We start from the raw sequence: 20,684 nt of genomic DNA on the forward strand, positions 1-20,684 counted from the left end.
GATAACGTACACCTTCCACGCTTGGAAGCAACAGAAAAATCCGAACAATCAGTGTTCGGATCTGAACACTTTGTAGTATTGTTATTTATCTTAATTAATTGATTGTTAATGTTTTGAACTGCTTCCTGGAATCTGGCAAAGTATTTGATCAGCAAATATGGATCTAATGATTGAATATGAACAGGGCTTATCTGGGCGAGTTTGAAGAAATAGTGTTGTTAACCGTTGCCGCACTCGACGGCGGTGCTTACGGCGTCGTACTTGGCCACGAAATCGCCGGGCAAACCGGACGGGAAGTGCGCTTGAATCAGGTACATTCCGCATTGCAGCGACTCGAAGAAAAGGGAATGGTGAAGTCTGAGATGGGCGAACCGACAGCAGAACGTGGGGGACGCAGGAAGCGGCTCTACACCGTGACTGCCTATGGACAGAATACCTTGCATCAGGTCAGGGAAGTACGTGAAAATCTCTGGTCGAGAATCGTCAAACCTTTCAAACTGGCGGTAGAGCTATGAAAAACACACCACAGCCGCCGGTTTGGGCGGATAAAATCCTATCCTGGATCTGTGCGCCGCACCTGATCGAAATCATTTTGGGCGACTTGCATGAAGAATTTCATTTCAAAGTCAGGAAATCCGGCGCGCGAAAGGCGCGGCTGCTTTACTGGCGCGAGGCAATTGGTTTTATAAAACCGAGATACATGAAACGACAAAAGTCATCCTATCCAAACACCTCTATAATTAGCCACGATATGCTAAGAAGCTATTTTACAATTGCATGGAGGACCCTGGCGCAAAGTAAAGTTTACTCGCTGATCAATGTAACCGGCCTGAGCATCGGGCTCGCCGCTGCCATGCTGATCCTGCTTTATACGAAAGACGAAGTGAGTTACGACCAGTTCCATTCCAATAACCCGAACATTTACCGTATCACGAGCAGATTCATTTCTCCGGCCGGAGCGCAGACAGGGGTTGGGGGCAACACCGGGTTTTTGCAGGGGCCGAAATTTGCGGCCGGCGTTCCGGAGATCCGGGCTGCAGTCCGCTTCCTGGGAACTCAGAGCGATATTAAAAAGGGGAATGAGATCAAAAGCGAGGAGGTTTTTCATGCAGATACCGCATTCTTTTCCATGTTCTCATTTCCATTCGTGAGTGGTAACCCGCAAACTGCGCTGCGGGAACCCAAATCGGTGGTGATATCGGAAGAAATGGCGATGAAACATTTTGGGCAGAAAGATGTGCTCGGAAAGTCGCTGCTGATGAAGGACAGTTACGATAAAGACGCTCGGTTTGAACCTTATACCGTAACCGGCGTTACCCGGAAATCTCCCCAGAATTCTTCTATCAAGTTCGAAATCCTGGTTCCCTTTCTGACAAAAAAAGGTGAAATGGAGCGTGGTATGAACTGGTTTAATACGTTCCTGAACACCTTCGTCTTGCTGGATCGCGGTTCAAATGTAAGTCTGGTAGAGAAAAAGATGAACTTAGTTTACAACGCCGATGCCAAAGAAGCGATGAAAGAAGCCGCCGAGAAATATGGCGAGAACAACAAAACAGAATATACCCTCCAACCTTTTACCGACATGCACCTGAGTACCGATTTGCCCGCCAACAATGGGTTAACCGGTCACAACAACCCACAACTATCTTACATTCTGACAGGTATTGCGCTTTTTATTCTTTTAATAGCCTGTATCAATTTCGTCAATCTCACAGTCGCCAGATCCCTGAAACGTGCGAAGGAGATTGGCGTTCGTAAAGTGGTGGGCGGTGGCCGCATGCAGCTGGTAGCGCAGTTTCTGGGCGAATCTTTTCTGCTGTGTCTGGCTGCATTTATTTTCGCGCTCATGTTGGTTCAAGTCACATTACCCACATTCAACGAGCTCGCAAATAAGTCGCTCGCGTTATCCTATTTGTTTGATATCAAGCTGATCCTTGGCTATTTGGCGCTTTTCCTCACGACTGGCTTGCTTGCTGGCTTTTATCCGGCGATCATACTGTCGGGCTATAATCCTGTCAAAACACTTTATAACAGAATACAGCTTTCAGGCAAGAATTACATGCAGACTTCCCTGGTCGTATTGCAGTTTACGATCGCTTCTTTCCTGATCATCGGCACACTTACCATTAATTCCCAATTCAACTACCTGATCAATAAAGACCTCGGTTACAGCGACGATAATCTACTGACTGTCAATAAATCAAACCTTACCCGCGAACAGGCACATTTACTCCGGCAGGAACTGCAAAAGGATCCGAATGTGCTGGCTGTGGCTCCCAAAAACGGCGGTCGCTGGAACACCCGGGCGAAGGTGAATGGAAATACAGAGATCGGTTTCACCTATGAGACCGTCGATCCCGAATTCCTGCCAATTATCGATGTTCCCATTCTGAAAGGCCGCAACTTTTCAGCCGATTTCCCTGCCGATTCTATCACCTCGGTCCTTGTGAATGAGACATTTGTAAAAGAAGCGGGCTGGAAAGATCCGATCGGACAGGTTGTTGATTTTTGGTATGATAACAATAAGAAATATGCGGTGGTGGGTGTTGTGAAAGACTATCATTACGCCGATCTGAGTGAAAAAATCGGCTCGCAGCTGTTTACTATGAAAGCGCGCAATTCCTACGGGAGGTTTTTTGTCAAGATCAAGCCCGGTACCGAATCGGGAAGCCTTCAACACGTAGCAAATACCTTTCGCCGCCTGTTTCCGCTGGATCCGTACACTTACAAATTTCTGGACGACGAAAACAGGGAACGCTATGAGGCGGAGGAAAAATGGCGGCAGATCCTGCTCTTCGGCACCGCACTCACCATTTTTATTTCCTGTATCGGACTCTTCGGACTGGCGACACTTTCTGCCGAGCGGCGCACAAAAGAAATTGGAGTGCGGAAAGTAATGGGCGCCTCAATTGCCAGCATCGCTCGTTTGCTCACAGCAAATTTCCTGAAACTGGTCTGCATTTCATTCGTCTTCGCCTTCCCGCTAGCTTACTATTCAGTTGCCAAATGGCTGCAAAACTATCCCTACCGCATCAGTATTAGCGCGCTGATATTCCTGGAAGCCGCTTTGCTGGCAGTGCTGGTCGCCTTCGTGACCGTAAGTTTCCAATCGATCCGCGCCGCGCTGATGAATCCGGTCAAGAGTTTGCGCAGCGAGTGACCCCCTGCCCCCTGCCCCCTGAAGGGCGTTTTGCTTAGTACACGTAGAACCCCCTTTTAGGGGGCAGGGGGTAACTAGCAAAGCAAAGCAGGGGGTCATTCCGCAAACAACCGCTTTATCGTTTTCATTGGTAAAAACATTCTTGTTCCATTTACGAGTTCTATGAATTCATATTTCTGATAGAAAGACCGGGCCTGTTCATCAATCGGATCGACAACAACCGCCAGTGAACCAATTGAAGTGGTGGTTTCCAACGATCTTTTTAATGCGTCAATGAGTAATATTTCTCCGTAGCGCTGGCCCTTAACGCTGATATCGCAGGCTAATCTGCCCAGTAAAGTAGTGGGAATACTGTTATAAGATTTGGGCAATCTTTTTGCAAGTTCTTCGGGGAAACTTTCCAGCTTGTCCGAGCAGGAAGAAAGTGTGTAATATCCTTTTACGATAAGATTTTCGCCTGCTAATACGAAGCAGGCTGATAATCCACGTGACACATCCTGCCTGGCCTGCTGCGCGAGATACCTGTTCAGCAACTCATTCCCGCATTGAAAATCCTTCCTGATATGCTCATTTTTAAGATCTGTTATGATCATCTCCGTTAAATTTGTCATAGTTCAGCAGCGCCTTTTTCAGTTGCGATCCGGGAGCGGGGGGATTCAATATAGCGTCAACAAAAATTTTCTTGTCCTCGGTAGAGCGTAGAAACTGATCATTCTCCGATATAATTCTGTTCGCTTCCGTCTTGGCGCAGAAAATAATGAATTCGGAGAGATTCTTAAAACCACTTATCTCTGATGCAGTTTTGATAAGTTCTTTATGTTCCCGGCTGATCCGAACATCGATGCGGTCATTCACTAATGTTTTCATATCCTGTTCATGTCTTTGAGTAAGCTCCATAAATGTACGGATTTAATACGTACATATACAAATTTGCACAAAGCAATATTTCAAATGAAAAGTGTATTAATTACTGATTAGCGCCTATTATCGCCCCAAAACACATTTTTCAAACAAATTTCTTTTTTCTTCGATTTTTAAAACTTTACTTTGTCTATCAGTTTTATAGGATATTCTGTTAACCACCAGCAGAATCGTTTTTAGAAAGCATTTTTTAGATTAATTCCGCCTGTGGATGAAAATCCATAACGGATCGATATTGCTCAAACGATTGTGGTTAACTCATGAAAATTTTTACAGTACCTCTCATTGCCCTGCTCGGTTTGTCAGGCGCTTATGCCCAGAAAAAAGCAGCAGCCGACCAGCGTCCCAATATTATCCTCGTGATGGTCGACGACCTTGGTTTTTCAGATATTGGTGCCTATGGTTCCGAGATCAAAACCCCCAATATTGACCAGCTTGCCAGCGAAGGCATTCGTTTCCGCGAGTTTTATAATAATTCAATTTGCGCCCCAACCCGCGCTTCGCTGATTACCGGACAATATCCTCACAAAGCAGGGGTAGGGTATTTTAATGTAAATCTGGGCCTGCCTGCCTATCAGGGCTATTTAAATAAGGAATCACTTACTTTCGGCGAGGTACTGCGCGGCGCGGGTTACAGCACGCTTTTGAGTGGAAAATGGCATGTAGGGAATGATAGTCTCGCCTGGCCAAACCAGCGTGGATTCGATCGTTTTTACGGTTTTATCAATGGAGCAAGCAACTATTTTGGTCTCGGCAAATACGGGAAAGGCCCGAAAGTGGAGCTTGTGGAAGATAACAAACGAATCAACCTGCCAGCCGACAAGTACCTGACCGACGAGATCACCGACCACGCGATTTCCTTCATCGAAGACCAGAGCAAAACACCGAAACCATTCTTTTTATACCTCGCCTTCAACGCGCCGCACTGGCCGCTGCAAGCCCACGAGGCCGATATTGCCAAGTACAAAGGCCGGTACAGCATTGGCTGGGACTCACTCAGACAAGAGCGTCTGCAAAAACAAAAAGCGATCGGGATTGCGGATCCAAAGCAGGCATTGGCGCAACGTGACCCGGAAGTAACGCCCTGGGAAAATGTTCCTTACGATGAAAAATTGCTGTGGGAACGCAAAATGGAAATATATGCGGCTATGGTGGACCGGGTAGACCAGAATATTGGCAAGCTGCGTGAAAAACTGAAAGCATTGAAAAAAGATGAGAATACCGTGATCATCTTCATTTCTGACAACGGAGCGCAGGGCGGTTATGCAGGCTCTTCTCCGCGCAAGCCGCAGCGCAACACAGGACCTGCGGGTTCGGCCGGATCGTATGTGTACCAAGATCAGCCCTGGGCTTATGTATCCAATACACCGCATTCAGCTTACAAAAACAATATGCACGAAGGCGGGATCAGCGCACCTTTTATCGCCTGGTTTCCAAAACAGATCAAAGCCGGTTCGATTGTAAAAGGTACCGGTCACCTGATCGACCTCGCGCCAACTTTCTACGATCTGGCGAAGGCAACTTACCCGGCGACGAGCAACGGTATCAAAACCAATGCATTGCCAGGAAAAAGTCTGATGCCGGTACTGACCGGAAAAGCGGACGAGGTGGATCGTGGCGGCGAGCCGATCTTTTGGGAACGCGCCGGAAACCGTGCAGTAAGAAAAGGGAAATGGAAAATCGTGTCAACTTACCCGGCTTACAAGTGGGAGTTGTATGATCTGGAAACAGACCGGGGCGAAACGTCTGACATTGCGGGCAGCCGGACAGATATCGTCAACGAACTTTCAGCGGACTATGTACGCTGGGCGGAACGCACGGGTGTGGTAGAATATGATAAGATCAAACCGAAGAACCCGATCGGATCGCAGGCGCCGCGCCCCGATCGCCGCCCGCCGACATTCTAGGCTGGTTCGTATAGCCAGGTACGTTAATGCATTTATTACTCATCTAAGGAAATTTAATGAAACGATTTTTAGTATTTGCCCTGCTTCTGCTGGGTGTGGGGACGGTACGTTCTCAGGATATTGTCAGCGGGTTGATAAAAGACGACAGCGGCCAGTCGCTTCCCGGCGCAACCGTCGTTCAAAAAGGCTCCTCGAAATACACGGTTTCTGACGTGGACGGGAAATTTGAAATACCCGCTCCCAAGGATTTTCCATTCACATTACAGATCAATCTCACAGGTTACCAGCAGCAGGAAGTTGAGATATACGAACTGGCCGGGGAGCCGATCGACGTGGTTTTGAAAACGGCCAATGTGCTCGATCAGGTAGTGGTAATTGGGTATGGTACCCAGAAAAAAGGTGATCTGACCGGTTCTGTTTCGTCGATTTCCACAGGAGATCTGAAAGGTGTCCCGATCAGCTCACTCGACCGTGCGTTGCAGGGAAGGGCCGCCGGTGTGCAGGTTACGCAATCTTCCGGGCAGCCGGGAAGTTCTGTCAGTATTAAAATCAGGGGTGGGAATTCGATCAACGGCGCAAATGAGCCGCTGTATGTGATCGATGGTTTTCCGGTGTATAACAACAACAGCTATGCGGATGCAGGGGTAACGAACGGCCCGACTATCAATGCACTTTCCACATTGAACCCCAGTGATATTGAGTCTATCGATATTCTGAAAGACGCTTCCGCCACAGCTATTTACGGTTCACGCGGGGCAAATGGGGTTGTGATCATCACTACCAAAAAAGGAAAAGCCGGCAAGAATGTGATCACCTACGACGGTTATTATGGGGTTCAAAAAGTGCTCAAAACCCTGCCGCTCCTGAATGCACAACAATGGGCTTTGCTGAAAAACGATGCATTGCTCGATTCCAAAAAAGCGCCCGCAGTCTCGCAGGCGGAAATTGACAGTCTTGGTCAGCCGGGTGTGGGTACCGACTGGCAGGACGCGGCTTTCAGGCAGGCGGCTATTCAAAACCACAGTCTGTCGTTTTCGGGGGGCGATGATAAAACGCGTTTCGCAGTTTCGGGTAACTATTTCAAACAGGATGGTATCCTGCAAAAATCGGATTTCGAACGCTATTCTTTCCGCATTAACCTCGACCGCGATATGAGCAAGCGGTTTAAAATGGGGATCAATTTTTCAGGAAGTAAATCGTCTGCAAATGTAGCGCCGGAAAATGTGGTACCGAACCTGCTGCAAATGCCGCCGACGATGCCGATCTACGACCCTACTTCGGCTAACGGATTTACATTGCGCAGTATTTACGACAGCCCGCTCGCCAATCCGATCGCGACTTTATATTTACAGGTCAACGAAACGCACATTTACCGAGGATTTGGAAATGCCTACGGAGAATATCAGATCGCAGACGGGCTAAAAGCTAAGATTTCGATAGGAACCGACATTTTAATCAACAAACAAAACCGCTATCTGCCCGCCTCGTTGCAAGAAGGCGCAGGTATTGGCGGTCAGGCGACAATTGGGAACAAAAACACCATCGGCTGGCTGAATGAGAACACATTAAGCTATAACAAAACTTTCAGCCCGGACCACGCGCTCGACGCGGTAGTGGGTATCACGCAGCAGGCTTCTACAACCGAAAACACGGTGGCGAGAGCTGCTACTTTCGTGACCGATGAATTTGGCTACCACAACCTGGGCGGTGGGACCACTTTTCAGCAATCGTCTTCCAATTACTTCAAATGGACGCTGCTTTCGTATCTGGGGCGGGTCAATTACACTTTTCGCCAGAAATACAACCTGACTGTTACAGCCCGCGCCGACGGTTCGTCGCGTCTCGGAAATGATAATAAGTGGGGATTTTTCCCTTCTGCGGCACTATCGTGGAACCTGGGCAGGGAGGATTTTATCAAAAATGTGAAGGATATCAGCAATTTGAAGCTGCGTTTGAGTGGTGGGATCACTGGTAATCAGGAGATTGCACCTTATACTTCGCTCGCGCAGGAATCCTATTACAGCTATTTGTTCGGCAGAAAACTCGTTGCGGGTTATGCGCCAAATAGTATCGCCAATCCGAACCTGGGCTGGGAGCAAACTGCCCAGTACGACGCCGGTCTTGATTTAGGTTTGTTCAAAAACCGCATTAACGTCACGCTGGACGCGTATTACAAGAAAACGTCCGACCTGCTGCTCGACGTGCCGCTTCCTTATACGACCGGATATGCGAATGCATTTCAAAACTACGGAAGTGTAGAAAACAAAGGAATTGAGCTATCGGTCAATACTGTAAATAGTGAGGGTGAAATTGGGTGGACAACGGATTTTGTTTTTTCCACAAATAAAAATAAAGTACTGAGCCTCGGACCGGGCGTGACGCAGGTGATCTCGGGCAATTCCATCGCGCAGGTAGGCTCGCCGATCGGTTCATTTTTAGTTCTGAAAGAGGCTGGAATCTTCCAGACGGGCGACGATCTGGCTACACTTCCCAAATTCAATGTAAATGACCGCGCGGGTAGTCAACGATACGTAGATGTCAGCGGGCCTGCCGGTGTGCCCGACGGAACGATCACCCAGGCGCACGACCGCGTGATCGTGGGGAATGCGCAGCCTAAGTTTTTGTTTGGGCTAACCAACAATTTCAGTTACAAAGGGTTCGATCTCAATGTATTGCTGCAAGGTCAGTCGGGGAATAAGGTGTACAATGCCAACCAGGCGAACCTGGAAATGGGTACCGGCTACATCAATGCATCTACAACAATGCTCGATCGCTGGACACCGACTAATCCAAGTAATGTGATCCACCGCGCGATTGAAAACCCGGCAGTTACTGTTTCAGACCGGTTTATCGAAGACGGTTCATATTTGCGCCTTAAAAATCTGAGTCTGGGTTACTCGCTGCCGGCAACAATCACGGGTAAGATCGGTATCAGCCAGCTGCGCCTGTATGTAACCGCGCAAAACCTGGTAACGTGGACCAAATACACGGGCTACGATCCCGAAGTGAGCCGAAACGAGCAAGCTACCCTCACGCAAGGTGTTGATAATGGGGTATATCCGGCCAATAAAACATTCCTCGGCGGCCTAACCCTTACATTCTAGTCACAGCGATTTCAAGTGCATTTATATGAAAAAATATACCAATACTTTCAGATCTATCCTATTGGCAGGGCTTGTGCAATTTGCATTGACTTCCTGCGTCGACCTGAATGAAGCGCCGAAATCCTTCGTTTCTTCCGACCAGTTTTTCAAAACCCAGGCCGACGCGATAGCCAGCGTGAATGCGATTTATTTCCGTCTTAATGCTTCCGGACAAACCCCTTATCACGTACTTTTCTCGACAGGAATGGATATGATGAGCGACGACGTGCAGCCGGGGCCCGGCGCGACCAATGCCGATGTGCGCTCACAATCTGTACTTTCCCATTCCTCGACCGGCGTGCGCGTGCGTGAGATCTGGCAGCAGCATTACGACGCGATCAACCGCGCCAATATCGCGATCGATAAAATCCCTGCGATCCAGATGGACGAAGCGCTGAAAAACCGCCTGGTACTGGAAGCCAAGTTTTTGCGTGCCTTATATTACTTCAATCTGGTGCGCCTGTACGGCGACGTTCCGCTCGTTTTGCACGAAACTACTTCGCTCAATCCGGAAGCACTTTATGTGGAAAGGACGCCCGCCGAGCAGGTTTATCAGCAAATTATCCAGGATCTCACCGACGCGCACGGACTGCCGAACGATACTTTTGGATCTGCACCAAGATATACAGCTGCCGATGCCGGACGCGCTACCGGAGGCGCTGCGAGATCGCTTCTTGCGAAAGTATACCTGACCCGCTACGATTATGCGAATGCAATTACGAAAGCGGCAGAAGTGATCGAAGGGCCATTTGGCTACGGTTTGTTTACAAATTATTCGCACGTCTTTTTGCCTGCTTACAAAAACGGGATCGAACATATTTTCTCCGCACAATTTGAATCTAATGCAGACTCACATGGTAATGGTCAGGCGATGCGCTCGGCACCGACGGGTATCCCGGGCATGAACGGGAATTTTGCAGAACAGCCGCTGCCGGGGATTTATGAACTGTTTTCGGCAAAAGACAAGCGGCGGGACGTGAGCTTTATTACTTCCATAGTAAGCCCGTCAAACGGTCAGACTTATCAGTTGACCTTGAAAGATCCAGTTACCGGACAGATCAGACCAAACCCCCATTTCAATAAATGGTTTGATCCGGCGCAGGCAGCAAATCTGGGCCAGTCTGCCGCAAATATGCCGGTTCTGCGGTTTTCAGATGTATTGCTGATCCACGCGGAGGCTATTAACGAGAAAGACGGTCCGACTGCGGCGGCTTATGCTTCTTACAACAAAGTAAGGAACCGGGCTGGTCTGGATAACCTTGTTCCCGGACTCACCCAGGCACAGTTCCGCGATTCGCTGCGTATTGACCGCCGTCTCGAATTTGTATTCGAATATTCCCGCTGGTTCGACCTGATCCGCTATAAGCCACTTACCGGCCCCGATGCATACCTGATCAAATCGCTCCACGCCGCAGGAAAGACGAATGCACAGCCAAAACACTATCTGTACCCATTGCCTCAGCAAGAAATTGACAACAATCCGAAGTTGCAGGGAAAACAGAATCCGGGGTGGTAAGCCATTGTTGGTGTTGTCACCAACAACATGCGCCAACGCACATTTGCCGGTGACCACACCGGTAATGCCTTAATAACCAGATAACTTAAATATTATGCTCAAATCCATTCTTTCCGCCACACTTGTCGCCCTCGCGCTTTTCGCGCGTGCCCAATCGCCTGCGAAGCCTAATATCATCTTTATTTATACCGACGATCAGCGTTTTGATGCGTTGAGCGTAGTGCAGCAGGAGCAGGGAGATAAAGCAAGATTTCCGTGGTTTTCAACGCCAAATCTAGACAGACTGGCGACCGAAGGTGTGCGCTTTCGCAATGCATTTGTGATCAATTCACTCTGCTCGCCAAGCCGGGCGACATTGCTGAACAGCCGGTACAACCACCTCAACGGAATTGCCAACAACCACACAGGCCTTACGGATACCACCGCAACCTACGCAACCGAACTGCGTAAGGCAGGTTATGCCACGGCGTTCTTCGGGAAGTGGCATATGGGTAATGAAACGGGTAAGAGGCCGGGTTTCGACTATTCCGCGAGTTTTGTAGGGCAGGGTAAATACTTCGATTGCCCGATCGAAATCAATGGAAAAGCCGAACCGAGTCAGGGTTGGGTCGATGATGTTTCTACCACCAATGCAATCAATTATATCCGCGAAAATAAGGACAGGACTTTTCTGGTCACGCTCGCATTCAAGTCCGGGCACGGGCCTTTCCAGCCGCCGGTGCGTCACCAGGAGACTTATGCCAAAGTAAAACTCACAGAGCCGGAAAACGAAAATGCGGTATTCCCTTACAAAGATCAGATCCACACCGAAAGAAGAAACAATAACAATAATAACAATGCTGCGCAGCCAAAAGGGGGATCCTGGACCGAAAACAATGACCAGAAGATCAGGAATTACTTCGGTGCGCTGAAAGGAGTTGATGAAAATGTTGGAAGGGTTTTGGAAACGCTCGATTCACTGAAACTCGACCAGAATACGGTGATCATTTTTTCGAGTGACAACGGATTTTTCTTCGGTGAGCACGGCCTGGGCGACAAGCGCGCGGCTTATGAAGAGTCGATCCGCATTCCGCTGCTGGTACGCTATCCCGCCCGTTTTCCGAAAGGAAAGAAGGTCGACAAAATCGTGCTGAACCTGGATGCTGCGCCGTCGTTGCTGGATCTGGCAGGAGTAGCCGCGCCGAAATCTTTCCAGGGGAAAAGCTGGGTGCCGCTGGTCGAAGACAAAGCGAAAGACTGGCGGACCTCGTTTCTCTACGAGTATTTCTATGAGAACAGCTTCGCAGTACCGACGATTAAAGCGATCCGGACCGAGAAAAGCAAGCTGATCCTATACCCCGGCGAGGAAGGCTGGTCGGAGCTGTACGACCTGAGCAGCGACCCAGGCGAATCAAAAAATTTACACAATACCAAAGAAGGCGAAAAGCTGAAAAAGCAACTGCAAGGTGAACTCGCCAAACAGGAACAGGCAACCGGCTACACCAACCCAACCTACGCCGACCCGCGGCCACTCGATGAAAGAGGGAAATACGTGCGGCCGAAGAGGACCACTAACCAAAACCTGTCACAGTGAGCGCAGCCGAACCGCAAACAACCTGTCACAGTGAGCGCAGCCGAACCGCAAACAACCTGTCACAGTGAGCGCAGCCGAACTGCAAACAACCTGTCACGGTGAGCGCAGCCGAACCGCAAACCGCAAACCGCGAACTGCACATAAACATCTACAAAACATGATAAAACTTATAACATCAATCACGCTGGCGCTTTTACTGCACCCTGCTGCCTGGGCCCAGAAGAAGAAGGCGCAGCAACCCAATATTGTCCTGATCGTTTCCGACGATCATAGTGCACCATTTCTGGGATGTTATGGCTATCCTGAGATTAAAACACCTAATATCGACAAGCTGGCGCAGGAGGGGATTATCTTTAAAAAAGCCTTCACAACTGCCCCGCAATGCGTGCTGTCGCGGGCGGCTATTATGTCGGGGCGCAATACGCTGGATATTCAGATGACGCGCTTCTCCGCGCCGCTCGACGCGTCGGTAACTTCCTATCCCGAGCTGCTCCGCAAAGGAGGGTATCATACCGGGATCCTGGGACGCAGCTTTCATCTGGACGGAAACAGGAGGGTTCCTGAAACAGTCGCAGTTCTGGAAAAATATGGGCTGGAAACTTTTAGAAACAGGGTAGACTTCCTTAAAACGTCGGGTAACCGGGACACGATCTTCCAGCAATACTCCGAGTTTCTGAACCAGGTACCGAAAGGAAAACCGTTTTTCGTGCAGGTAGGGTACAGTGACCCGCACAGGGTTTTTAATGCCAAAAATTTTGAACCTGATCCGCAAAAGATCTCCGTTCCCGCGCATTGGCCGGATACGAAATTGTTGCGTGAAGATTTTGCGGCCTATCTCGGAGAAATCCAGCGGCTCGACAGTGACGTGGGCAAAGTGCTGGAAGACCTGAAAAAGCGCGGGCTAGACCAAAATACGCTTGTCGTTTTCATCGGCGATAATGGCGGCGCGCTGATCCGCGGCAAAGGTACCCTCTACAATCTCGGGCTGAATGTGCCGCTGATCATGCGCCACCCGGGGCTGATCAAGGCAGGACAGGTAACCGACGCGCTGGTATCTGGCATCGACCTCGCGCCGACATTCCTTGGTGTGGCCGGTTTGGCTGTGCCAAAGGAAATCACGGGTATCAGCGTCGCTCCTGCATTTCAGAATGCCGCCTTTGCCGGTCATGATTTCGCATTTGCAGTCCGTGGCGCACACGGGCAGGGCTTGCCGACCAACTCTTCGAACTTCGATCTCGGTCGGACGATTTTCAACAAAAAGTACAAGCTGATCTATAATGCGATCTGGCAGATACCTTATCATCCGGTAGACTTCGCGGGTCAACCTTTCTGGCTGGATTTAAAACAAAAGCATTTGGAAGGAACATTGGAGGAGCCTTTCGATAAACTCCTTTTCGCTGACCGCCGGAAGATGTTCGAAGTATACGACGAAGAGAGAGATCCATTTGAAACCAATAACCTGGCCGGAACTGCGGAAGTAAAAGAAATAGAGCACGAGCTGAAAAGCCGCTTACAGGAATGGATGATCGTAAACCGCGATTACCTCCCCCTCCCAATCGCCCCGTAAAGCACCTTCCTCCTTCCTCCATCCCTCCTTCCTCCATCCTCCATCTTCCCTACGCGGGCCGCCCCAAATAAGAATCACCATTTAAAAAACCATACTTATGAAAAACCTGAGATTGTTTATTGTGCTGTTTATGGCGGCCGTTTTGTCGACTGCTTCCTTTGCGCAGCAGGCTAAAAAGAGAGAGTTGCTGACCTTCGATGCTTTTGAGGAGAAATTGAAAGCGGCGGGTAAAAACGCCCAGATCCTGGACGCGCGTCTTCCGGAAGAATATGCACAAAATCACCTGGAAAGGGCCGTTAATTTTAATATTGCCAATAAAGAAGATTTTGCAAAAGAGGGCGGAAAGCTGAATAAAGAACAGCCCGTATTTATCTATTCGATCGGGAACGGACGTAGCGGAACGCTGGCGAAGCAGCTTCGGGAGGCTGGTTTCAAGGATGTTACCGAAGTGCCGGGCGGTTTGAGCAAATGGATCGGACTCGGCCGGCCGGTCGTTTCCACCACAGGTAAGGGACTTTCTCTGGAAGAATATCAGGCTTCGTTAAAAAGCGAGAAACTGGTGCTGGTCGATTTCGGCTCGCGCTATTGCGGCAGCTGCAAGCGCCTCGATCCCACGATCGACTCCATCAAAACCGAGCACGCGGCAAATGTAAAAGTGGTTAAAATCGAAGCTTACGAAAACAAAAGTCTGGTAAAAGAACTGGGCGTAGTAGGCCTGCCGACACTAATCCTCTACAAAGGCAGCGAGATCGTGTGGCAGAAAAAAGGCGGCGCTTCCAAAGCTGAAATCGAGAAGGTACTGGAAAGCCAGCATTTGTCCATTAGATAAGCTGAAATTGCAAAATGGCGCTCGGGTTCTTTCACCTGAGCGCCAATCTTATATAGTCTTTTTTCAGGCGGGAAACGGGGACTTTGAAACCGCCTTCCATCAACAAATACCCGCTGTCTTCCTTGATCAGACTTTTAATAAATGCCCGGTTCACAAGGTGTGAATGGTGGCAGCGCAGAAACCCGTAACCCGACAGCAGTTCATCAAATTCAAACATAGGACGCGAAACCAGTATCTGCTCGCCGTCTTTTAGGAAAAAGAGCGTGTAATTATTTTCTGCCAGACAGCGCACAATCTCCGAAGTCTTCACAAAACGCGTTTCCTTTGCCGAAGACAAACCAATACGGTGCTCCGTCGTGCGCCTTTCGTCGATCAGCAATTTCATTAAATTTTCGAGCTGAGCATTCTGCTTTTTGCTCCCGATCTTATCTTCTGCCCGTTTTACGGCCGCCTGCAATTCGGTGTGACTGATTGGTTTTAACAGATAATCAATAGCAGAGAACCGGATTGCCTGAATACCATACTGGTCAAAGCCTGTCACAAAAATCACTTCAAAATGATAGTTTGAAAGTGATTTAAGCAGCTCAAATCCATTCTTTTCTGGCATTTGAATATCCAGAAAAAGAAGGTCAGGCGATATTCGGGCTATGAGTTCCTCGGCGCTGTCGGCATTTAATGCAGTTCCCAAAATATCTACTTCCGGGCAATACTTTTCCAACAGTGCCCGTAGGTTATCTATATTATTAACCTCATCGTCAATGATGATCGCGCGCATCATAGCCAGTCTGTAAAGTGTACTGAAACCAATGTGCCGTTGTCGTTTTGAAAATCCATACTAATGCGGAATTTCTGTTTGTTGAGTAGCTTAATGCGTTCGCGGGTCAAATTAAGGCCCTTTCCTTTAAAGTTCTGAGTCGCGTCAAAACCTTTTCCATTGTCTTTAACCGTAACGATCAGGTCTTTTGAGTGCTGCTCGAATGTAACTTCGAGCTTTCCGTTACTGCCAAGCTGGGCTATCCCATGTTTGATCGCATTTTCAATAATAGGCTGGATCAATAGCGAAGGGAGTTCTACCTGCATATTTTTAATGTCTTCATTCCCAGTCAGTTTGTAGTCAAAGCCAAACCGCATTTGTTCCAGTTTAATATAATTTTCGAGATTCCCTATTTCCACCGAGAGCTGTACCATTTCTCTTCCCGAATTGTTGAGGGTACTACGCAGCAGCCTGCTGAAATCTGTTAGATACGAGTTTGCTGTTTCAATTTCCTGTTTGTTGATCAATCCCTGAAGTGAGCCGAGTGCATTGAATACAAAGTGGGGATTTAGCTGAGCCTGAATAGCTTGCAGTTCGAGATTCGTCTTTTTTGCCAGCGTGCGTTCCTTCTTTAATCGCTTCCTGAAATTAAAGTATATAAACGCGGCTACAAGTAATGCAGTCAGCCAAAGCCTGGTCATTAATACCATTGGAATGAGCCAGAGAAATCCTTTCAGATTGTACATAATACTCGCAGCCCAGTGATGGTCGATCCGAAAATCATATTGCCCGGCATTTGCGCCGGACCAGCTGTATGAATACTCTAACTTATACTTTCCGTCAATCAGCCAGTTCCAGTCGCCGCTGGTGTGCTGTAAGAAAATGCTCGGGTTTGGAGCCGGCAGACTCCCAGAAAACTTGCCGTTCTTAAATCTGTACATTACCCGAGTTTCCCTGATTTTACCATCGTAATAAGCCTTTTTAAAGCCGAAATACAACTCCGCTTCGGCAATTACCAGACTATCAGGCACAGCATTTGGAGCCGAAAACTTCGTTGGTACCTGATTGTAATAATGCAGGAATTTGCGAAGTCCTGTCGTGTCACTCTGGTCTACATCGGGGTGAGGGGCAATGGTGATATAAAATAGCTCGGGAGTAGGGTAAGTGTAAAGAATAGTAAGTTTTGAAATAAGCCTTTCATTTTTGTCTTCCAGTGAAATAGTAACCGTATCGGGGCCAAATGGTAGTGGAAATGTAGCCGCACATTGTTCACCGCCGAAATTATAAAAGGCTATTTCACTGGGCTTTTCTTCCTGATATACCATGTTACTATTATCGATTTTGAGCAGGTAACCCTCCGGCAACGCTTTCGGGTTTCGGATCACCAGCGTCATTTTTTCAGCCAGCCGATTTGCCCGGACTTCATAGCCCTTTTCAGTATTCCTAAATGTAGGTTTCGTAATTGTATCCAGCAACGCTTTTTTACTCATCTCATTCTTTTCGAAATCTGTAAATCTTTGTACGATCAGGTCGAGACGAGGTTTATTGCTGCGTTCATTGATCAGAAACCGATTCAGATTCTCGTCAAGTACAAGTACCTGGGCGCGGGCTGGGAAAAGTAGGATCAGCAGTAAAAACAGCAGCAGAAACTTTTTCTTTTTCATATTTTCTGGGATTAGTTCGGGCAAAATTGTGTCTGCCAAACCAGAATCGCTTATAGGAGTGTGTAACTGTCGGTAATTACTGTGTGAAATGTAAATGCAAGTACACGGAACAATATTTGTTCTTTCTCTTCCAAACAAAAAATCATGAAAGAACAGGATATTAAAACAGTCGCGCGGGTATTGCTGGGGGCGAGCCTGGTTTATGCGGGAATTAGTCACCTTACTTTTGCGAGAAAGGAATTTCAGGCGCAGGTGCCGGATTTCGTTCCGCTCAAAAAGGATGATACCGTTGTCTATTCGGGCATTGCGGAAATCGCGATGGGCAGTGCGCTGATCGCGGCGCCAAAGGAATACCGGCAGCGGGTAGGGCAGGCGGCGGCGGCATTTTTTACTGCGGTGTTTCCGGGTAACATCGCCCAGCTGGTCAACCACCGCGATGCATTCGGGCTGGATACCGATAGGAAGCGTTTTGTCCGGTTGTTCTTTCAGCCGGTACTGATCTGGTGGGCTTTGAAAAGCACGAGTGACAAATAAGTTAATTTCTGCCGGTGGGTGGATTAATAACAAAAACTGGGGATATTCAAATATGATATCCCCGGCTTTTCCACATCAAATGGTGATCCTGCCGCCGGTAACGGGCAGCGTAGCACCTGATACGTAACTACTTTCCTCACTTGCCAGGAACACGTAGGCGGGAGCAACTTCGGCGGGCTGGCCTGCTCTGCCGGTTGGCGTGTTCTCTCCGAATGTTTCCGGCTCCGGCATAGTCGACGGGATGAGGGGCGTCCAGATCGGGCCGGGGGCAACTGCATTCACGCGGATCCCTTTTCCACCTTCAAGCAATATCTGCGCAAGATTTGCCGAGAAATTTTGGATCGCAGCTTTCGTCGCAGCATAATGCAGGAGCAGCGGCGTTGGGGAATACGCATTGACGGAAGTCGTATTGATAATGCTGCTTCCTGGTTTCATATGCGGCTCTGCGGCTTTGCAGAGGTAGAACATCGCGTGAATATTTACTGCGAATGTATATTCCCACTCTTCCGACGGGATTTCCTGCAAAGTTTTCCGCGCCATTTGGAAGGCCGCGTTATTCACCAGAATGTCAATCTGCCCGAATTCAGCGACCGCTTTTTCGATTATTTCCTTGCAATGGGCCTCTTTACTAATATCTCCCCGGATCAGAACTGCCTTTTGTCCAGCCTGTTCTACATAAGAGGCGGTATCGCGGGCATCTTCGTCCTCAACCGGACTGAGGTAGCTGATCAGTACATCGGCGCCTTCTCTTGCAAATGCGATCGCGACTGCTTTTCCTATTCCGGAATCGCCTCCGGTTATCACTGCTTTTTTACCGGCGAGCTTGCCGGAGCCTTTGTAAGACTCCTCACCGTGATCTGCCTTGGGGCGGAGTTCTCCTTCTGTGCCGGGAGGAGTTTGTTTTTGTTCGGGAAAAGGTGGTACCGGATATTTTTCTTCTGGATTTTGCATGCCAGAGTCGTTGGTCTGTTGATTTTCCATTGTTAATAGGTTTCGAAGAATTCATACTTTCAAAACCGCAGCAGTCTACAAAAACAGTTCCAGAATCGGCGCGGACCGGGAAAAAAGTGCCGCTGAATCTGGGCTGGTATCAATTGTTGCCAGCGATCCACTGTTCGATGTTCCGGCTCAGTGTCTGCATATCCATTTGATCGTGGCTGTAAAAGATATCACCCTGCGCACTTTTGATCCACAGAAAACGGCTGGCTTTTTTATTGACAAAGAGCCAGACTGTTCTTCCGTCTTTGGTCCTGAACCTGCCTTTGGCATAATCACCCGCCGCAAATCCATTCTCTTTGTAAGAGATCTCGGGGATGCGGTCAACAAGTTGTTGCTCTTCAACTTGCTTTCTATTGATTTTTATTCCAAATGAGCCTTCGATCGCCAGTTTATCTGCATTCAGCCTTAATTCACTGCTTTTGTAATCTTTGAAACTGGTGAACAGCAGGGTGCCAATTACCACTACCAGCACGGTGCCCGCAATGTAGCTCCCCGCTTTCTGACCCGATTTTCCTTTGTTATAAGCTGCCGTTTTGACCAGAAAATATAGGTATGCGACCAATGGATATACGGTCATGAATATGCTTGCCCAGTTATTATCGATGAGGCTCAGCAGACAAACGCCGATAAATAATGTCGCGGCCAGCGTAAGGTGGAATTGTTTAAACAGCCTGATGTAGGAAACAATATCAAATTGTTGCCGGTCCTGTTCCGACATCGTGTTATAGCCGGACAGACTGTACCTTGCATTTTTTTCGGTCACAAGAAAACCTATGGAACCGAATACGACAGAGAGGATGAGTGCGATGAGGATCATAGCAACAAAATACTAAAAAGTATGCAGCACTCCCAGGGATTTCGGGCTTATTTACATTTGCTCTTCGCCAGTTTCACTCCGTCGTAGCGTACGCTGGCTTTGTCGTCAAAAACGAATTTCCCGTCTTTAAATACCCGGTTGCCCAGGCCTTCTACCAACAGCGTATCTTTCTTTAAGAAAGTTACTTCGTTGATAAACTGCGAATCGGCGGCCATGAAAGTATATAGTCCCCAGATCGTGTCGCCCTGCATTTTCCCCAATAACATTCCATTATTCTGCTGCTTTTCATAAAGCTTGTAGCCGAGACTGCCTTTGATACTATCCCCGAACATCAACGCATTAAACAATACCGTATCCTTTTGCACAAAAGATGCATAGCAGAGATTGAAGGTGCTGTCGGATTCAGAGGTTTTCGTATTGATCGCTGAATTTTCGGTCGGGCCGGAGTTACAGGCAGTGAGTACAAGCAGGGACAGGCCAATTAGTACGGGAGAGATTTTCATATTTTGGTTTGCAGCGCTGGCGGTTTTGGTTGTCGGGATAAAGATTACTTTTTCACAAAGCTAGATTCCGCGGACAAGTAAAAAAGTGACGTGAAGCAGCTCCGTTTTATGAGAATGATCATTGATTCAAATGCGGGCGATCACATCTTAAGAACAAAAAAGCCGGCAAGACCCGATGGTCGCCAGCTTTTTTGTGTATTAAACCTGCGGAAATTACTCTGCGCTGGCTTCTTCGTTTACATAGCTTTCTGCCAATTCGGTCAGGATATGATCGGTTTCGCCTTCCTGATCCAACGTTTGTTGCAATAGGGTAGCTGCTTCTTCGTAACCGAGTGTACGGGCGATATTTCTAAGGGTACCGTACGAAGCGATTTCGTAGTGTTCCACTTTTTGGGCTGCCATGATCAAGCCGCAGTCACGCACCATCGTGCCTTTATCTGTGCTTTCGATGATCTCGTTAGCTTCCTCGATCAAGCCTTCCATTGCAGCACATTTTTTAGCCTGCGCTTTTTCCCCTACAATCTCAAAAACCTGCTCCAAAGTTGCTGCATGTTGTTGAGTTTGCTCAGTGTGCAATTCGAATGCTGATTTCAATTCTTCGGAAGTTGCATTTTTGGACAACTTAACCAATGCCTTTGCCAGGTTTTTTTCAGCCCAGTAAATGTCTTTCAGTCCATCAACGAACAGTTCTTTCAGCTTCGCGCTATCTTGTTCAGTAATTTGTTTTGTGGCTTTGGTCTTGCTTTTAGTCGTTTTCATGATTTCAGTTTGTAAAGTTTTGAGTTCTGGAAAATTTC

General features: G+C 48.2%; 17 protein-coding genes. 9 read left to right on the forward strand and 8 right to left on the reverse strand.

Going from position 1 to position 20,684, the window contains the following annotated elements; all coding sequences use genetic code 11:
- Window positions 1-176: 176 nt before the first annotated feature.
- On the forward strand, window positions 177-515 hold the full coding sequence (locus LZG94_RS24595; RefSeq protein WP_233794313.1) for a PadR family transcriptional regulator: 339 nt from the start codon (window positions 177-179) through the stop codon (window positions 513-515).
- Window positions 512-3,160, forward strand: a complete 2,649-nt coding sequence (locus LZG94_RS24600) for an ABC transporter permease (protein WP_233794314.1) — start codon at window positions 512-514, stop codon at window positions 3,158-3,160. Before LZG94_RS24595 ends, LZG94_RS24600 begins: the two co-directional genes overlap by 4 nt.
- A gap of 95 nt (window positions 3,161-3,255) precedes the next feature.
- Here LZG94_RS24600 and LZG94_RS24605 read toward each other — a convergent pair whose 3' ends face one another.
- Window positions 3,256-3,753 (reverse strand): GNAT family N-acetyltransferase, encoded by a 498-nt coding sequence (locus LZG94_RS24605; RefSeq protein WP_233794315.1) that lies wholly within the window; start codon window positions 3,751-3,753, stop codon window positions 3,256-3,258.
- On the reverse strand, window positions 3,734-4,057 hold the full coding sequence (locus LZG94_RS24610) for a DUF1778 domain-containing protein (protein ID WP_233794316.1): 324 nt from the start codon (window positions 4,055-4,057) through the stop codon (window positions 3,734-3,736). Before LZG94_RS24610 ends, LZG94_RS24605 begins: the two co-directional genes overlap by 20 nt.
- Before the next feature lie 284 nt (window positions 4,058-4,341).
- Here LZG94_RS24610 and LZG94_RS24615 point away from each other — a divergent pair, with 284 nt between their 5' ends.
- The 6 genes from LZG94_RS24615 to LZG94_RS24640 all read left to right on the forward strand — a co-directional run bounded on the left by LZG94_RS24615 (window position 4,342) and on the right by LZG94_RS24640 (window position 14,616).
- Entirely contained in the window at window positions 4,342-5,988 is a 1,647-nt protein-coding gene (locus LZG94_RS24615; RefSeq protein WP_233794317.1) for an arylsulfatase, read from the forward strand.
- A 56-nt stretch (window positions 5,989-6,044) separates the two neighbouring features.
- Complete coding sequence (locus tag LZG94_RS24620; RefSeq protein WP_233794318.1) at window positions 6,045-9,092, forward strand: TonB-dependent receptor; 3,048 nt, start codon at window positions 6,045-6,047, stop codon at window positions 9,090-9,092.
- Window positions 9,093-9,117: 25 nt separating this feature from the next.
- Window positions 9,118-10,647, forward strand: coding sequence for a RagB/SusD family nutrient uptake outer membrane protein (locus LZG94_RS24625; RefSeq protein WP_233794319.1), 1,530 nt, complete (start codon window positions 9,118-9,120; stop codon window positions 10,645-10,647).
- 94 nt (window positions 10,648-10,741) lie between these two features.
- The gene (locus LZG94_RS24630; protein WP_233794320.1) at window positions 10,742-12,220 is read left to right on the forward strand and encodes a sulfatase; all 1,479 of its coding nucleotides are present in this window, start codon (window positions 10,742-10,744) and stop codon (window positions 12,218-12,220) included.
- 157 nt (window positions 12,221-12,377) lie between these two features.
- Window positions 12,378-13,787 (forward strand): sulfatase, encoded by a 1,410-nt coding sequence (locus LZG94_RS24635; protein WP_233794321.1) that lies wholly within the window; start codon window positions 12,378-12,380, stop codon window positions 13,785-13,787.
- Between the two features lie 97 nt (window positions 13,788-13,884).
- Window positions 13,885-14,616 carry a thioredoxin domain-containing protein gene (locus tag LZG94_RS24640; RefSeq protein WP_233794322.1) on the forward strand — a complete coding sequence of 244 codons (732 nt, stop codon included), beginning with the start codon at window positions 13,885-13,887 and terminating at the stop codon, window positions 14,614-14,616.
- A gap of 31 nt (window positions 14,617-14,647) precedes the next feature.
- Here the strand turns inward: LZG94_RS24640 and LZG94_RS24645 are convergent, their stop codons facing one another.
- Together LZG94_RS24645 and LZG94_RS24650 are read right to left on the reverse strand one after the other, a co-directional pair.
- Entirely contained in the window at window positions 14,648-15,394 is a 747-nt protein-coding gene (locus LZG94_RS24645; RefSeq protein ID WP_233794323.1) for a LytTR family DNA-binding domain-containing protein, read from the reverse strand.
- Window positions 15,391-17,034: a sensor histidine kinase gene (locus LZG94_RS24650; protein ID WP_233794324.1), complete on the reverse strand. Its 1,644-nt coding sequence runs from the start codon at window positions 17,032-17,034 to the stop codon at window positions 15,391-15,393. Before LZG94_RS24650 ends, LZG94_RS24645 begins: the two co-directional genes overlap by 4 nt.
- A 144-nt stretch (window positions 17,035-17,178) precedes the next feature.
- Here LZG94_RS24650 and LZG94_RS24655 point away from each other — a divergent pair, with 144 nt between their 5' ends.
- Window positions 17,179-17,568 (forward strand): hypothetical protein, encoded by a 390-nt coding sequence (locus LZG94_RS24655; RefSeq protein ID WP_233794325.1) that lies wholly within the window; start codon window positions 17,179-17,181, stop codon window positions 17,566-17,568.
- Between the two features lie 75 nt (window positions 17,569-17,643).
- On the opposite strand, the gene LZG94_RS24660 is transcribed toward LZG94_RS24655, so the two are convergent.
- From LZG94_RS24660 to LZG94_RS24675, 4 genes are all read right to left on the reverse strand, one after another.
- Window positions 17,644-18,549 carry an SDR family oxidoreductase gene (locus LZG94_RS24660; RefSeq protein WP_233794326.1) on the reverse strand — a complete coding sequence of 302 codons (906 nt, stop codon included), beginning with the start codon at window positions 18,547-18,549 and terminating at the stop codon, window positions 17,644-17,646.
- Window positions 18,550-18,658: 109 nt separating this feature from the next.
- Window positions 18,659-19,384 (reverse strand): DUF3784 domain-containing protein, encoded by a 726-nt coding sequence (locus LZG94_RS24665; RefSeq protein WP_233794327.1) that lies wholly within the window; start codon window positions 19,382-19,384, stop codon window positions 18,659-18,661.
- 47 nt (window positions 19,385-19,431) lie between these two features.
- The gene (locus tag LZG94_RS24670; RefSeq protein ID WP_233794328.1) at window positions 19,432-19,887 is read right to left on the reverse strand and encodes a hypothetical protein; all 456 of its coding nucleotides are present in this window, start codon (window positions 19,885-19,887) and stop codon (window positions 19,432-19,434) included.
- Window positions 19,888-20,100: 213 nt separating this feature from the next.
- Window positions 20,101-20,646, reverse strand: a complete 546-nt coding sequence (locus LZG94_RS24675; protein ID WP_233794329.1) for a ferritin-like domain-containing protein — start codon at window positions 20,644-20,646, stop codon at window positions 20,101-20,103.
- Window positions 20,647-20,684 lie beyond the last annotated feature (38 nt).

Source organism: Dyadobacter sp. CY343 (genome assembly GCF_021390335.1).
Lineage (GTDB): Bacteria > Bacteroidota > Bacteroidia > Cytophagales > Spirosomataceae > Dyadobacter.

Excerpts from the sequence above, each read along its gene's own strand:
- LZG94_RS24595 (WP_233794313.1), top strand. The coding sequence starts at position 177 with ATGAACAGGGCTTATCTGGGCGAGTTTGAAGAAATAGTGTTGTTAACC.
- LZG94_RS24600 (WP_233794314.1), top strand. The coding sequence starts at position 512 with ATGAAAAACACACCACAGCCGCCGGTTTGGGCGGATAAAATCCTATCC.
- LZG94_RS24605 (WP_233794315.1), bottom strand. The coding sequence starts at position 3,753 with ATGATCATAACAGATCTTAAAAATGAGCATATCAGGAAGGATTTTCAA.
- LZG94_RS24610 (WP_233794316.1), bottom strand. The coding sequence starts at position 4,057 with ATGGAGCTTACTCAAAGACATGAACAGGATATGAAAACATTAGTGAAT.
- LZG94_RS24615 (WP_233794317.1), top strand. The coding sequence starts at position 4,342 with ATGAAAATTTTTACAGTACCTCTCATTGCCCTGCTCGGTTTGTCAGGC.
- LZG94_RS24620 (WP_233794318.1), top strand. The coding sequence starts at position 6,045 with ATGAAACGATTTTTAGTATTTGCCCTGCTTCTGCTGGGTGTGGGGACG.
- LZG94_RS24625 (WP_233794319.1), top strand. The coding sequence starts at position 9,118 with ATGAAAAAATATACCAATACTTTCAGATCTATCCTATTGGCAGGGCTT.
- LZG94_RS24630 (WP_233794320.1), top strand. The coding sequence starts at position 10,742 with ATGCTCAAATCCATTCTTTCCGCCACACTTGTCGCCCTCGCGCTTTTC.
- LZG94_RS24635 (WP_233794321.1), top strand. The coding sequence starts at position 12,378 with ATGATAAAACTTATAACATCAATCACGCTGGCGCTTTTACTGCACCCT.
- LZG94_RS24640 (WP_233794322.1), top strand. The coding sequence starts at position 13,885 with ATGAAAAACCTGAGATTGTTTATTGTGCTGTTTATGGCGGCCGTTTTG.
- LZG94_RS24645 (WP_233794323.1), bottom strand. The coding sequence starts at position 15,394 with ATGATGCGCGCGATCATCATTGACGATGAGGTTAATAATATAGATAAC.
- LZG94_RS24650 (WP_233794324.1), bottom strand. The coding sequence starts at position 17,034 with ATGAAAAAGAAAAAGTTTCTGCTGCTGTTTTTACTGCTGATCCTACTT.
- LZG94_RS24655 (WP_233794325.1), top strand. The coding sequence starts at position 17,179 with ATGAAAGAACAGGATATTAAAACAGTCGCGCGGGTATTGCTGGGGGCG.
- LZG94_RS24660 (WP_233794326.1), bottom strand. The coding sequence starts at position 18,549 with ATGGAAAATCAACAGACCAACGACTCTGGCATGCAAAATCCAGAAGAA.
- LZG94_RS24665 (WP_233794327.1), bottom strand. The coding sequence starts at position 19,384 with ATGATCCTCATCGCACTCATCCTCTCTGTCGTATTCGGTTCCATAGGT.
- LZG94_RS24670 (WP_233794328.1), bottom strand. The coding sequence starts at position 19,887 with ATGAAAATCTCTCCCGTACTAATTGGCCTGTCCCTGCTTGTACTCACT.
- LZG94_RS24675 (WP_233794329.1), bottom strand. The coding sequence starts at position 20,646 with ATGAAAACGACTAAAAGCAAGACCAAAGCCACAAAACAAATTACTGAA.